Genomic DNA, 11,923 nt, shown 5'->3' on the forward strand with positions numbered 1-11,923 from the left:
CCTGCCCCCTGCACCTTAAGGATCCATGAAATGGCGCTTGACCAACCCGGCACGCTGAATTCGCTTGGCTTTGCCAAACCGCCCTCGGAAACGCGGGTGGTGGTGGCCATGTCGGGTGGTGTCGACAGCTCGGTCGTGGCGGTGCATCTGGCCGAACAGGGCTATGACGTGGTGGGCGTGACGCTGCAGCTTTATGACCATGGCGCGGCGCTGGCCAAGAAGGGCGCGTGCTGCGCGGGCATCGACATTCACGACGCACGCCGCGTGGCCGAGGAACGCGGCTTCCCGCATTACGTTCTGGATTACGAGAACATCTTCAAGGATGCCGTGATCGACGAATTTGCCGACAGCTATCTGGCGGGTGCGACGCCGGTGCCCTGCATCCGCTGCAACGAACGGGTGAAATTCAAGGATCTTTTGGAAACCGCCAGGGATCTTGAGGCCGATTGTATGGCTACAGGCCATTACATCCAGCGCAAGGACGGCCCCAACGGCCCCGAATTGCATTGCGCCGAGGATGCGAACCGCGATCAAAGTTACTTCCTGTTCTCGACCACGCCGGAACAGCTGAATTTCCTGCGCTTTCCACTGGGCCATCTGCCGTCGAAGGACGCGACCCGTGATCTGGCCGCGCAATACGGGCTGAGCGTGGCTGACAAGCCCGACAGCCAGGACATCTGCTTTGTGCCCAATGGCGACTATGCCGCGGTGATCGAAAAACTGCGCCCCGGCGCCGCCGATCCCGGTGAGATCGTGGACCATGAAGGCAATGTTCTCGGCACCCATAAGGGCGTGATCCATTACACCATCGGGCAACGCCGAGGTTTGGGAATCGGCGGCCTTTCCGATCCGCTTTACGTGGTCAAACTGGACGTGGACAAAAAACAGGTCGTCGTCGGCCCGAAAGAGATGCTGGCCACCCGCACCATCCCGGTGCGCGAAATCAACTGGCTGGGCGATGCGCCCTTCGACAGCCAAAGCGAATGGCATGTGTCGGTCAAGGTCCGCTCTACCCGCCCCCCTCGGGAGGCGATCATCCGGCCCATTTCGGCGACCGAGGCTGAAGTCGAACTGCTCAGCCCCGAAGAAGGCGTCTCCCCCGGTCAGGCTTGTGTGTTCTATGAAACGGGCGGCAGCCGCATCTTCGGTGGCGGCTGGATCTGGCGCGGGTACTAAGCGCGCCCAAGCCCGTCCAGCACCGCGCGCGCGGCCCTCAAGCCGGGCGCCTCGCCACCCTGCCCCAGCCGCTCCATCGTCAGGGCCATCGCGTCTTTCTGCGCCTCGGGGTCGGCCAGCACCTGCTCCAAAGTGGCGGCGATCTTTGCACCCTCGCAATCGGCACCCAGACATTCGGGCACCACGCGCGTCCCGGACACCAGATTGACCAGCGTTGCGGTGTCGATCAGCACCATGCGCTGCAGGATGGCCCAGGTCAGGGCGTTGAAGCGATAGGAAATCACCATCGGAGTCCGCGCCGCCGCCAGTTCCAGCGAAACGGTGCCCGAGGCCGCCAGCGCCAGCCGTGCCGCGCCGAACGCCCCGCGTTTCAGCTGAGCGGCCGTCTCGCCCGGGTATTGGCGCGGGTCGATGACGAAAGGCTCTCCCGGCCAATCGCGGGTCAGTTCCAGCACCTGATCCGCCACAGGGCGCGCGGCAGGGATCACCACGCGCCAGTTGGGCTTGTCGGCCAGAAACAGGCGCAGCGCGTCGCCGAAAGGCTCGGACAGCCGCGCCACTTCGCCCGCCCGCGATCCCGGCAGCACCAGAAGGATCGGCGCGTCGCCCAAGCCCGCCGCGTCGCGCAGCGCCGCCATGTCGCCCTCGGACGGCACAGGTTCGGCCACCACCGGATGGCCCACGAAATCGCTGCGCATACCTTCTTCTTCCATATAGGGCGGCTCGAACGGGAAAAGCGCCAGCACCTGATCGATGACCTTGGCCATCTTGGCCGCGCGTTTCGGACGCCAGGCCCAGACCGTCGGCGCCACGTAATGCACGGTGCGGATATCGGACCGCGCCTTGACGATCTTTGCCACGCGCAGGGAAAAATCCGGGCTGTCGATCGTGATCACCACATCAGGCTTGGCGGCCAGCACCGCCTCGGCCGTCTGGGCGATCCGGCGTTTGAGGTGAAAATATTTGGGCAGGATCTCGGCTAGCCCCATCACGCTTAGTTCCTGCATGGGAAACAGCGATGACAGCCCTTCCCGCTCCATCGCCTCGCCGCCGATGCCTTCAAAGCGGACATCGCGCACCAGCGCCTTCAGCCCCGCCATCAGCGCGCCGCCCAGCTTGTCGCCTGAAGGTTCGCCCGCAAGGATGAACACCCGCATCAGAGCACAGCCCTGACCGACAGAAACAGCCCCGCCTCATCGCACAGCCGGATCACCGTATCCCGGTCCAGAACGATCACGCCGCCCGCCTCGATCACGATGCCGCGCAGACCGGCCCGTGCCGCGCCGCGCACGGTTTCGGGGCCAATGGTGGGCAGATCGGCGCGGCGGTCCTGTCCGGGCTTCGGGGCCTTGAACAGAACACCGCCCGCACCCTTGCACGCGGCCTTTTCACCCCCCGCACCCGCCAGCCAGTCGGCGGTGTCGTCCAGCGCTTCCGCCACGCTGTCCATCACCCAGTTGAAGGGATCAGCCGCACTGGGCAAAGGTTTCGCACGCGGCGCGGCCAGATCGGCCAGCATGGCATCGGTGCCGCGCGTGTCCTCGCGCGCCAGCACCGTTTCCCCGCGCAGGACGCAGGCCTGGCCTTCGTCAATCCGCGCCATCTCCTGCAAGACGGCCCGCGCCGTGACGCTTTCGACCCTCACGCCCTCATCCGCGGTCTTGCGCGTCAGGTCGCCCAGGGGAGGCAACAGCGCGGGTGCAATCTCATGCGCGCCTTTCACGGCGAAACCCGCCTCTTCAAAAACCGAAATGATTGCCCGCAACGCCCCGTCATCGCCGGGTTGCAACGCGCGTTGCAGCGCGGGGATCAGAGGCTTGGTGGCGGCGTCAATCGCGGCGGGATCAATCTCAGGCCGGGTCACGGCGCCGCAGAAACAGACCTCGGTCACATCGCGGGATTTCAGCGTTTCGATCAGCGACCCCAGATGCTCCAGCCGAAAGGTCAGATCGGGCTTTATCCCTTCAGGGGTATGCCCGCTCAGGCTGCAGACCAGGGGCGGCGCATCCATCGCCCGCGCCACGGCAGCAGGCAACGCGCCCGAGCCGGTAATCAGCGCCGCCTGCCCCATCACTTGCCCGGTGTCAGGAAAGACCGGTCGCTGTCGCCCAGCACAAAGCGCACGATATCCTGCACATACTGGCTGTCCTGTTCATCGCCCATACGGCGGGCGCGATCCTGGAAGGTGCCTTCGCCCTGCGCCAGCATCTGGAACGCGGCGCGCAATGCGGTGATGTCGGACCGGTCCACGCCACGGCGCTTCAGCCCCACAAGGTTCAGCCCGTCCAGTTCCCCGCGCGCGGCCTGCACAAGGCCGTAAGGGATCACGTCATTCGTCACCATCGTAACGGCGCCGATGATCGCGCCCCGGCCGATGCGGACGAATTGGTGAATGCCCGACAGCCCGCCGATGATCACATCGTCTTCCAGCACGCAGTGCCCCGCCACGGCGGCGGAATTCACCACGATCACCCGGTCACCCACGATGGCGTCATGTGCGATATGGCAGCCCGCCATGAACAGCCCATCGTCACCGATCCGCGTGACGCCGCCACCGCCTTCGGTGCCGGCATTCATCGTCACATGTTCCCGGATGCGATTGCGCGCGCCGATGCGCAGGCTGCTTTTCTCGCCCTTGAATTTCTTGTCCTGCGGGATCTCTCCGATCACCGCAAAGGAGAAGATCACCGTGTCATCGCCCACCACCGTGTCGCCCGTGACCACGACATGGCTTTTCAGCGTGACCCGCTCGCCCAGAACCACGTCAGAGCCCACAACGCAGAACGGCCCGATCACGCAGCCGGCGCCGATTTGCGCGCCCGGCTCTACCACGGCGCTGGGATGAATGTCGGACGCGGCGCTCATTCCGCGGGCATATCCATCATGGCTGTGAATTCCACCTCGGCCGCCATTTCGCCCTCGACCGTGGCCTTGCCCCCAAAGCGCCAGACCTTGCCACCGGGCCGTCCGCGCAGGGTTGTCAGCCGCATTTCAAGCACATCTCCGGGCACCACCATGCGGCGGAACTTACAGCCGTCAATCGCCATGAAATAGACCTTCATCTCCCGGTCGGCATAATCAAGCGCAACCCCCACCATCACGGCCGCTGTCTGCGCCATCGCCTCGACGATGGTGACGCCCGGCATGATCGGGTTGCCGGGGAAATGGCCCTGAAAATGCGGCTCGTTCATGGTGACATTCTTGATGCCCAAAGCGGATTGATACCCGTCGATGTCCACCACCTTATCGACCAGAAGAAAGGGATAGCGGTGGGGAATAATGCGCTGGATCAGTCCGATATCCGCGCTTTTAAGCTCAGTTGTCATGGAAATGTCAGCCTTGGTCATTTGGTCTTAATCTGAGTAACAAGCCGCCGGGTTCAGGGCAAGGCGCGGCGGTTACTCTTTGCTCAGGTCCGAACCATCGCCGATGGCGGCATTGATACGCGCAATCGCGGCCTCGGTCACGTCAGTGGCGTTCAGGCTGATGAAGACGCTGCCGCGTTCCAGGATCACCGCTGCGCCCGCCTCCAGCATCAGCTGTTCCAGGATCGGCACGGCCGCCTGCAGAAAGGCCACGCGGTCCGCCTCTCCACGCTGGTTCAGGGCGCGGGCCTTGGCGTCCTGCGTGCGGCGGATCTCCTGCACCTTGGCGTCAAAGGCATCCGCGAGGGTGCGGAAGGCGTCAGGCTCCATCTCGGCCCGGCGGTCGGTCAGGTCGCGCTCTTCCTCGATCAGTTCGGCCTCGATCCGCCGGTTTTCGGCCGACAGAACGGCGCTTTCGGCTTCACGCTCCTGCGCCACCCGTTCGCCGAAATCCGACTCGGCAAACAGCCTGTCCGTCTCGATCGTCAGGATCGGGCTTTGCACCGTGCCAATCTGCTGCGCAGCTGATGGCGCCGGGCCCCCGAAAGGCCCGCCAAACGCCATCAAACCGGCGAGAAGAAAGGCCCGCCACCGCATGACATCCTCAGAACGTTGTCGACAGGGTAAAGTCGAAGGTTTGTTCCTTGTCGAAGGCTTCTTTTTCAAGCGCATGCGTGAAGTTGAAACGCAGCGGCCCAAGCGGCGTGTCCCAGAAAAGCGACAGACCGATCACCTGGCGGAACGACCCGTTTGCGCCCACGATGGTGCCGCCCGCGGTGTTGGCATCTTTCAGATCCCACAGGTTGCCGATGTCGTAGAACACACCGCCCCGGATGCCCAATTCCTCGGGCAGGCCGATGGGGAACTCTGCTTCGAACCGCGCAACCGCAAAGAGGTTGCCGCCAATCGCGTCATCCACACCGGCTGACTGGTCGCGCGGGCCAAGCCCTGCCGGTTCAAATCCACGCATGATTGCCGGTGTCAGCAGGAAGCGATCCGTGACGCGGCTTGCATTTGTGCCGCTCCAGCTCAGCGCACCGCCTTCCAGCGAGGCGCGCAGGGTCACCTCTTCGTTCAGCACGCGCGTCTGTGCGATGATCCGGGCCGAGGTCTTGATATATTCGTTGTCCCCGCCCAGCCCGGCAAAATCCTGACCAAACTCGAACAGCACACCTGCGTTCGGGTTCAGACCCACAAGGCGGCTGTCATAGCTGAAGGTATAGCCGATGCCGGTTGCAGACAGGCTGCCCTGCGCAATCTCGTTCGTGATGGTCGCGCTGGTCACGGCACCGGGGCGGGTCTTCATTTCGCTTTCGTTGAAGAAATACCGCACCGACAGACGTGTGCGTTCGCCCAGCGGGAAAGACAAGGACGGCTGGAAGAACAGACGGTCACTGTCGTAATTCGAAAAGCCCGACTGTTCCTCGACATAGCCGATATTCAGGTCAAAGCGCAGATCGCGGCCCAGCAGGTACGGCTCGGTAAAGCTGAAGACATATTGTTCGGCGTCTTCCGCGCCGGACCATGTCACGCCGACCGTCTGACCACGGCCCAGGAAATTTGTTTCCTGCAGGCCAATCGCAATCCCGAAGCCGTTGTTGCGCGAATAGCTGCCTCCCAGGCTGAGCGAGCCTGTGGGCTGCTCTTCCACATCCACATCCACAATGACCTGATCAGTGCTGGAGCCTTCGCGCGCCTCGACCGCAGCTTCCGAGAAATATCCGAGCGCACGGATGCGTTCGGCGCTTTCGCGGATCTCGCGCGGGTTGAAGGGGTCGCCTTCCACTACGCGGAACTGGCGGCGCACCACGCGGTCCAAAGTGGCGGTGTTGCCCTCGATATCGATCCGCTCGACGAAGACGCGCGGCCCGCGGGTCAGAACGAATTCCACGTCCAGCGTCAGATCGCGATCATTTCGGGTGATGCGCGGTTCGATCCGCAGGAAATCCACGCCATTGCGCACGGCCAGACGTTCCATCCGGGCGATCGAGTTTTCAACCAGCGACGGCGAATACACAACACCGGGCTTGATGCGCAGGCTGTCCTGATATTCGTCGGCCTCGACCCCGTCATATTCGCTGACGGTCGTGATCTCGCCAAACTTGAATTGCTGGCCTTCGGTCACGTTCACGACCAGGAAGAAAGCATCGCGTTCCTCGGTCAGTTCGGCATTGGCGCTGTTCACGCGGAAATCGATATACCCGCGCGAGCGATAGAAATCGGTCAGCACCTGTTTGTCGAATTCCACCCGGTCTTCAATCAGCGTATCCGCGCGGATGAAGGCGCGCAGGAAGTTCGCCTGCTTGGTCTCAAGCACGCGGCGCAGGCGGCGGTCGGAATAGGCACGGTTGCCGACGAAGCTCACACGCTCCACTTCGATCACGCCGCTTTCGCCGATCTCGAAAATCAGGTCGACGCGGTTTTCCGACCGGCGGATGATCCGCGGTGTGACGGTGGCCGAAACGCGCCCCTGCTGGGCATAAGCCTCGGCAATGGTGTTGGCGTCACGTTCGGCGACGGTGGGGTTGAACACCCGGCGCGGCTGGCTTTCGATGAAACCGGCCAGATCTTCGTCATCAATCCGGCGGTTGCCTTCGAAATTGATGCGGTTGATCGTGGGGAATTCCGTGACCCGGATGACCAGAGTGGACCCGCGCGGCTCAAGCTCGACCGTTTCAAAAAGGCCGCTGTCAAGGATTCTCTCATATGCGTCGTTCAGTTCTCCGCCGGTCACCGCCTGGCCCCGACCGATTCCCGCATATGTGGCGATTGTGGCCGTATCGATGCGCTGGTTGCCTTCGACAACGACCGAATTGAACCGATAGGTTTGCGCGTAAGCGGGGCTTCCCGAAACCGCTAAGACCGTTGCAAAAGCAAGGAAAATTCCCATGGTCCAGGCACACAAGATGTGGAGTTTGCCTGTTGTTGACCCGCAGAATGTGCGCGATGACTTGCCCAAACCCATAATCGCCAATCCATTTTTATTCCAGGAATGTTACGACGTGGTTATCGGGATTGCCTATTCTTGTCAAAACCAAGAATGATGCAGAAAAAAACCAGTTCGGATCAGAGAAAATCGAACCCGCTGAGCTGCGGCGCAAAAGAGCCCACATAAAGCCCCGCCAGAAGCGACAGCGCCATCACAACGACATAGATAATGCGATCCCAGTTCAGCTCGAAAACCAGGTCGAGGCTGCGGTAGGATTTGATCAGATATGCCATGTGACTCCCCTGCGTGTTTAGGTGCGCAGCTCAGGGGGTATCAGCCGAATATGGCCGTTTTTTGGCAAAATCTCTGAAATCAGGGGCAGAAGATATCGTTGCCGATGGCAAAGACCATCAGCGTCAGGATCAACGCAAGCCCGGTGGCCATCATCACCTGAAGCGCGCGGTCGCTGGGCGGTTTGCCCGCCACGGCCTCATAGGCGTAAAACACCAGATGCCCACCATCCAGCGCCGGGATCGGAAACAGGTTCAGAAGACCCACCGCCACCGACAGCACCGCGATGAACCAGATAAAGCTGTCGGCGCCCTGGCTGGCCATGGAACCGGAGGTCTCTGCGATCCCGATCACGCCGCTCATGTTGCAGGTGCTGATCGCACCCGTGATCATGTGATACAGCCCCGACAGCGAATTCGAGATCACCGCGCCCGTCTGCGCCACCCCGCCCCAAAGCGATTGGCCAAACCCGGTGCCTTCGGTGGCCGGATCAAAAGCCATGCCGCCCACGACACCGATGCGCCATTCGGTTTTGAAGCCGCCTTCGGGCTGGGGTTCGTCCACCCGTTTGGGGGCAAGCGCGAATTCCAGCATCTCGCCCGCGCGCCAGACATCCAGCAGCAGCACGCGGCCTTGCGACCCTTCGACCGCCTGACGCAGCTGGTCGAAGACAGCGATCGGCTCCCCGTCGATGGCCGTGATCACATCGCCGGGCTTGAGGTCGATATCATCGGCCGCACTGCGCGGGGCCACCTGCTGCACATAGGGCGGCATCAGCGCGGGGCCTGTGACAGTAATCTCGGCCCCGTCGCGGCGCACGGTATAGTCCAGCACGGCCGCCTCGGGCATCGCCTCGCGGAAACTGTCCCAGCCAGGGCCATCCCCGAATGACGGCGCGCGCTGGCCCTCGATGGCAACGATCTCATCACCCACGGCCAGCTCATAGCCGTCCTGTGGCAGCACAAGAAGCTTGCCCACGGTCAGCGGGTTTTTCGGCTCCCCTTGCAGGAAGATCATCCCGGCAAAGACCAGGATCGACATTATGAAATTGAAGACAGGGCCCGCCGCCACAGTGGCCGAGCGTGCCCAAAGCGGCGCACCATGCATCGTGCGGCGCAGCGCGGCGGGATCCTGGGCGGCTTCCTCCATCGCCTCGCTATCCTTGCCGGATGCGGCGTTGGCATCGCCCGCGAATTTCACGAACCCGCCGAAGGGAAGCGCGGCCAATTGCCAGCGCGTGCCGCGCTTATCCACCCGCGAAAACAGAACCGGGCCAAAGCCGATCGAGAACACATCGGCATGAATGCCAGACCACCGTCCCACGATGTAATGGCCGTATTCATGCACTGCCACGATAATGGACAGCGCAAGGATAAAGGCCAGAATGGTCAGCGCCAGCCCACCGAATTGGGGAAACAGTCCTACGATATCCAAAAGCTCTTACCCTGCTCGTTCTGCCATCACGTGATCTGCCATCTCTCTGGCGAGATGGTCTGTTTGCATCACGTTATCAAGGGTCATTGGGGCGTCAATACGACCGGGATCGGCCTCAAATCGGGTCAGAACCTCTTCCACGACCTCGGCCATCTCAAGAAATCCGATGCGTTCGGCGATGAAGGCATCCAGCGCGCGTTCCTTCGCCGCGTTGAAGATCGCGCCCGACAGACCACCCCGCTCCATCACCTCGCGCGCCAGCCGCAGCGCGGGGTATCGGCGCAGATCCGGTTCCCGAAAGGTCAGCTGGGCGATTTGCGGCAGGTCCAGCCGCGCCACGGGCAAATCGCGCCGTTCCGGGTAATGCAGCGCATATCCAATCGCATGGCGCATATCCGGCGGACCCACATGGGCCATCAGCGCGCCATCGACAAAGCCCACGATGGCGTGGATCAGGCTTTCAGGGTGTATAACGGCTTCGATCTGGTCGGGACGGACGCCGAAATATTCCTTGGTTTCAATCAGTTCCAGCGCCTTGTTGAACATGGACGCGGAATCGATGGTGATCCGCTGCCCCATGTCCCAGTTGGGGTGGCTGGAGGCCTCGGCCAGGGTGGCGTGCTGCAGCGCCTCGAACGGCCAGTCGCGGAAGGCGCCGCCGCTGGCGGTGATGATGATGCGTTCAACCGCCGCCATGTCTTCGCCCACCAGCCCCTGAAAGACGGCGGAATGTTCGCTGTCCACGGGCAAGAGCCGCGTGTTGTTCTCCCGCGCGGTTTTCAGGATCAGCTCACCGGCGCAAACGAGCGATTCCTTGTTGGCCAGCGCCAGCACAGCGCCCTGTTCCAGCGCCCGTAGGCCGGGCTTCAGCCCGGCACTGCCCACGATGGCAGACATCACCCAGTCGGCAGGCCGGCTTGCGGCCTCCTCCAGCGCCTCCTGCCCGGCGGCGGCCTCCACCCCGGATCCGGCAAGGGCCGCGCGCAGATCGTCAAGAAGATCCTCGCGCGCGGTCACGGCCACCTCCGCCTTCAGCGCAATGGCATCCCTGGCCAGTTGCGCGACATTCGACGACCCTGTCAGCGCCACCACGTCATAATCATCCGGCGCGCGCGCGATCAGGTCGATCGTGTTCTGCCCGATCGAACCTGTCGCCCCAAAGATCGACACCCGCCGCGCCATCAGCCCATCCCCGCCGGCAGCCCGGCAAGCTGAATGATCAGCAGGATCACAATCGACGCACCCAGCATCCCGTCAAAACGGTCCAGCAACCCGCCATGGCCGGGAATCAGCGCGCTGGAATCCTTCACGTTCATCTTCCGCTTCACGGCACTTTCCGCGATATCACCCATTTGCGAAGCAAACGACAGCAGCGCCGACAGCACCACCAGCATCAGCCCCGCTTCGGTGAAAAACGTGAACACCAGCCCCAGAACCGCCGCCGCCACCCAGCCCGCGCCGGTGCCGGACCATGTTTTCTTGGGGCTGACGCGGGGCCAGAAGCGCGGGCCGCCAAACATCCGGCCCGCAAAATAGCCCGCCACATCCGTGCAAACCACCACAAGCGCCAGCCACAGCATCCAGATGAACCCCAGATCATCGCGCACCGACATCATGCCATATCCCGCAAGCAAAACGCCGGCCACAAAGACCAGATAGATCGCCCTGTGATCCCGGATCAGGCTCAGCCCCACAAAGGCCGGCGCCAGCAACACAGGCACAGCCGCAACCGGCGGCAGATAAATCGCAACCATCGACACAACGCCCGACAACAGCCCCAGCTGCAGCGCCACGCGCGGCGCATCCGGCGCCAGCATCCGCACCAGTTCCCACACCATCGCGCCGCAGATGATCGCCACAAAGCCGTGGAAAATGTCGCCGCCCGCAGCAACCGCGCCCATGCCCACAATCAGCATCACCGCGCCCGATCCCATGCGCACGGCAAGGTCGTGCCATTGCTCGGACGTGGTCATCAGCTCACGGCACCAAAGCGGCGGTCCCGTTTGCCATAGGACCGGCAGAGGCGTTCCAGCTCGGCCGAAGTGAAATCGGGCCAGAGCGTGTCGATGAATTCATATTCCGCATAGGCCGATTGCCACAGCAGGAAGTTCGAGATCCGCGCCTCCCCGCTGGTGCGGATGACCAGATCGGGGTCGGGCAAGACGCGGGTGTCAAGATATCTGGGCAGCGTTTCCACGTCGATATCTTCGGGTTTGAGCGCCCCGCGCGCAACATCCTCGGCCAGAAGCCGGGTGGCGCGGGCCACCTCGTCGCGCGCGCCGTAATTCAGCGCGATGGTTAGGTGCACCCGGTCATTGTTGCGCGTGACCTCTTCCATCTCGTCCATCAGCTGGATCAGCTTGGCATCCAGCCGGTCGCGGTCGCCGATGAAGCGCACCCGGACGTTTTCCTTGTCGAGCTCCCGCAGCTCTTTCGAGATATAGCGGCGGAACAGCTTCATCAGCCCCGCCACTTCGACCTGCGTGCGCTTCCAGTTCTCGGTCGAGAAGGCAAAGATCGTCAGATATTTGATCCCCAGGCGCGGGCAGCATTCCACCACTTCGCGCACGCGCTGCGCCCCCGCGTGATGCCCAAACAACCGCGGCCGCCCGCGTTTCTGCGCCCATCGGCCATTCCCGTCCATGATGATGGCCACATGTCTGGGGCCATCAAATCCCGCCGGCGCGGGGGCCGTGGCGGTCAGATCATGGGCGGGTTCGCTGGCCAT

Annotated in this window: 13 protein-coding genes; 2 read left to right on the top strand and 11 right to left on the bottom strand. The window is 63.0% G+C overall.

From position 1 onward, the window contains the following. Nucleotides 1-30 precede the first annotated feature (30 nt). The gene (gene mnmA / locus TR61_RS01530; protein ID WP_050927781.1) at nucleotides 31-1,176 is read left to right on the top strand and encodes a tRNA 2-thiouridine(34) synthase MnmA; all 1,146 of its coding nucleotides are present in this window, start codon (nucleotides 31-33) and stop codon (nucleotides 1,174-1,176) included. Here the strand turns inward: mnmA and lpxB are convergent. The 6 genes from lpxB to bamA form a co-directional block, all read right to left on the bottom strand. Then, on the bottom strand, nucleotides 1,173-2,333 hold the full coding sequence (gene lpxB, locus TR61_RS01535) for a lipid-A-disaccharide synthase (RefSeq protein ID WP_050927782.1): 1,161 nt from the start codon (nucleotides 2,331-2,333) through the stop codon (nucleotides 1,173-1,175). The two genes, mnmA and lpxB, sit on opposite strands and share 4 nt — an antisense overlap. Next, nucleotides 2,333-3,247, bottom strand: a complete 915-nt coding sequence (locus TR61_RS01540; RefSeq protein WP_050927783.1) for an LpxI family protein — start codon at nucleotides 3,245-3,247, stop codon at nucleotides 2,333-2,335. Before TR61_RS01540 ends, lpxB begins: the two co-directional genes overlap by 1 nt. Then, nucleotides 3,247-4,041: an acyl-ACP--UDP-N-acetylglucosamine O-acyltransferase gene (lpxA, locus tag TR61_RS01545; protein ID WP_050927784.1), complete on the bottom strand. Its 795-nt coding sequence runs from the start codon at nucleotides 4,039-4,041 to the stop codon at nucleotides 3,247-3,249. Before lpxA ends, TR61_RS01540 begins: the two co-directional genes overlap by 1 nt. Further along, the gene (fabZ, locus tag TR61_RS01550; RefSeq protein ID WP_050927848.1) at nucleotides 4,038-4,502 is read right to left on the bottom strand and encodes a 3-hydroxyacyl-ACP dehydratase FabZ; all 465 of its coding nucleotides are present in this window, start codon (nucleotides 4,500-4,502) and stop codon (nucleotides 4,038-4,040) included. The genes lpxA and fabZ overlap by 4 nt, the downstream gene beginning before the upstream one ends. Nucleotides 4,503-4,574: 72 nt before the next feature. Further along, nucleotides 4,575-5,138, bottom strand: a complete 564-nt coding sequence (locus TR61_RS01555) for an OmpH family outer membrane protein (protein ID WP_082181793.1) — start codon at nucleotides 5,136-5,138, stop codon at nucleotides 4,575-4,577. A gap of 7 nt (nucleotides 5,139-5,145) precedes the next feature. Then, nucleotides 5,146-7,431 (bottom strand): outer membrane protein assembly factor BamA, encoded by a 2,286-nt coding sequence (gene bamA, locus TR61_RS01560; protein WP_050927785.1) that lies wholly within the window; start codon nucleotides 7,429-7,431, stop codon nucleotides 5,146-5,148. On the opposite strand from bamA, the gene TR61_RS20100 reads away from it, so the two are divergent. Beyond that, nucleotides 7,430-7,585 carry a hypothetical protein gene (locus tag TR61_RS20100; RefSeq protein WP_172676914.1) on the top strand — a complete coding sequence of 52 codons (156 nt, stop codon included), beginning with the start codon at nucleotides 7,430-7,432 and terminating at the stop codon, nucleotides 7,583-7,585. The two genes, bamA and TR61_RS20100, sit on opposite strands and share 2 nt — an antisense overlap. Nucleotides 7,586-7,607: 22 nt before the next feature. On the opposite strand, the gene TR61_RS20105 is transcribed toward TR61_RS20100, so the two are convergent. From TR61_RS20105 to TR61_RS01580, 5 genes are all read right to left on the bottom strand, one after another. Continuing rightward, nucleotides 7,608-7,763, bottom strand: coding sequence for a hypothetical protein (locus tag TR61_RS20105; RefSeq protein ID WP_172676916.1), 156 nt, complete (start codon nucleotides 7,761-7,763; stop codon nucleotides 7,608-7,610). A 79-nt stretch (nucleotides 7,764-7,842) separates the two neighbouring features. Beyond that, nucleotides 7,843-9,195, bottom strand: a complete 1,353-nt coding sequence (gene rseP / locus TR61_RS01565; RefSeq protein ID WP_050927786.1) for an RIP metalloprotease RseP — start codon at nucleotides 9,193-9,195, stop codon at nucleotides 7,843-7,845. A 6-nt stretch (nucleotides 9,196-9,201) separates the two neighbouring features. Then, a complete protein-coding gene (gene dxr / locus TR61_RS01570; RefSeq protein WP_050927787.1) occupies nucleotides 9,202-10,377 on the bottom strand; it encodes a 1-deoxy-D-xylulose-5-phosphate reductoisomerase in 1,176 nt (391 codons plus the stop codon). After that, nucleotides 10,377-11,168 carry a phosphatidate cytidylyltransferase gene (locus tag TR61_RS01575; RefSeq protein ID WP_050927788.1) on the bottom strand — a complete coding sequence of 264 codons (792 nt, stop codon included), beginning with the start codon at nucleotides 11,166-11,168 and terminating at the stop codon, nucleotides 10,377-10,379. Before TR61_RS01575 ends, dxr begins: the two co-directional genes overlap by 1 nt. Beyond that, nucleotides 11,168-11,923, bottom strand: a complete 756-nt coding sequence (locus TR61_RS01580; RefSeq protein WP_050927789.1) for an undecaprenyl pyrophosphate synthase — start codon at nucleotides 11,921-11,923, stop codon at nucleotides 11,168-11,170. The genes TR61_RS01575 and TR61_RS01580 overlap by 1 nt, the downstream gene beginning before the upstream one ends.

The sequence above is a fragment of the Aestuariivita boseongensis genome, from assembly GCF_001262635.1.
Taxonomy (GTDB): Bacteria; Pseudomonadota; Alphaproteobacteria; order Rhodobacterales; family Rhodobacteraceae; genus Aestuariivita; species Aestuariivita boseongensis.

Bases quoted from the DNA above. Each gene is read 5' to 3' on its own strand.
- mnmA (WP_050927781.1), top strand. From the start codon at position 31: ATGGCGCTTGACCAACCCGGCACGCTGAATTCGCTTGGCTTTGCCAAA.
- lpxB (WP_050927782.1), bottom strand. From the start codon at position 2,333: ATGCGGGTGTTCATCCTTGCGGGCGAACCTTCAGGCGACAAGCTGGGC.
- TR61_RS01540 (WP_050927783.1), bottom strand. From the start codon at position 3,247: ATGGGGCAGGCGGCGCTGATTACCGGCTCGGGCGCGTTGCCTGCTGCC.
- lpxA (WP_050927784.1), bottom strand. From the start codon at position 4,041: ATGAGCGCCGCGTCCGACATTCATCCCAGCGCCGTGGTAGAGCCGGGC.
- fabZ (WP_050927848.1), bottom strand. From the start codon at position 4,502: ATGACAACTGAGCTTAAAAGCGCGGATATCGGACTGATCCAGCGCATT.
- TR61_RS01555 (WP_082181793.1), bottom strand. From the start codon at position 5,138: ATGCGGTGGCGGGCCTTTCTTCTCGCCGGTTTGATGGCGTTTGGCGGG.
- TR61_RS20100 (WP_172676914.1), top strand. From the start codon at position 7,430: ATGGTCCAGGCACACAAGATGTGGAGTTTGCCTGTTGTTGACCCGCAG.
- bamA (WP_050927785.1), bottom strand. From the start codon at position 7,431: ATGGGAATTTTCCTTGCTTTTGCAACGGTCTTAGCGGTTTCGGGAAGC.
- TR61_RS20105 (WP_172676916.1), bottom strand. From the start codon at position 7,763: ATGGCATATCTGATCAAATCCTACCGCAGCCTCGACCTGGTTTTCGAG.
- dxr (WP_050927787.1), bottom strand. From the start codon at position 10,377: ATGGCGCGGCGGGTGTCGATCTTTGGGGCGACAGGTTCGATCGGGCAG.
- TR61_RS01575 (WP_050927788.1), bottom strand. From the start codon at position 11,168: ATGACCACGTCCGAGCAATGGCACGACCTTGCCGTGCGCATGGGATCG.
- TR61_RS01580 (WP_050927789.1), bottom strand. From the start codon at position 11,923: ATGGCCAGCGAACCCGCCCATGATCTGACCGCCACGGCCCCCGCGCCG.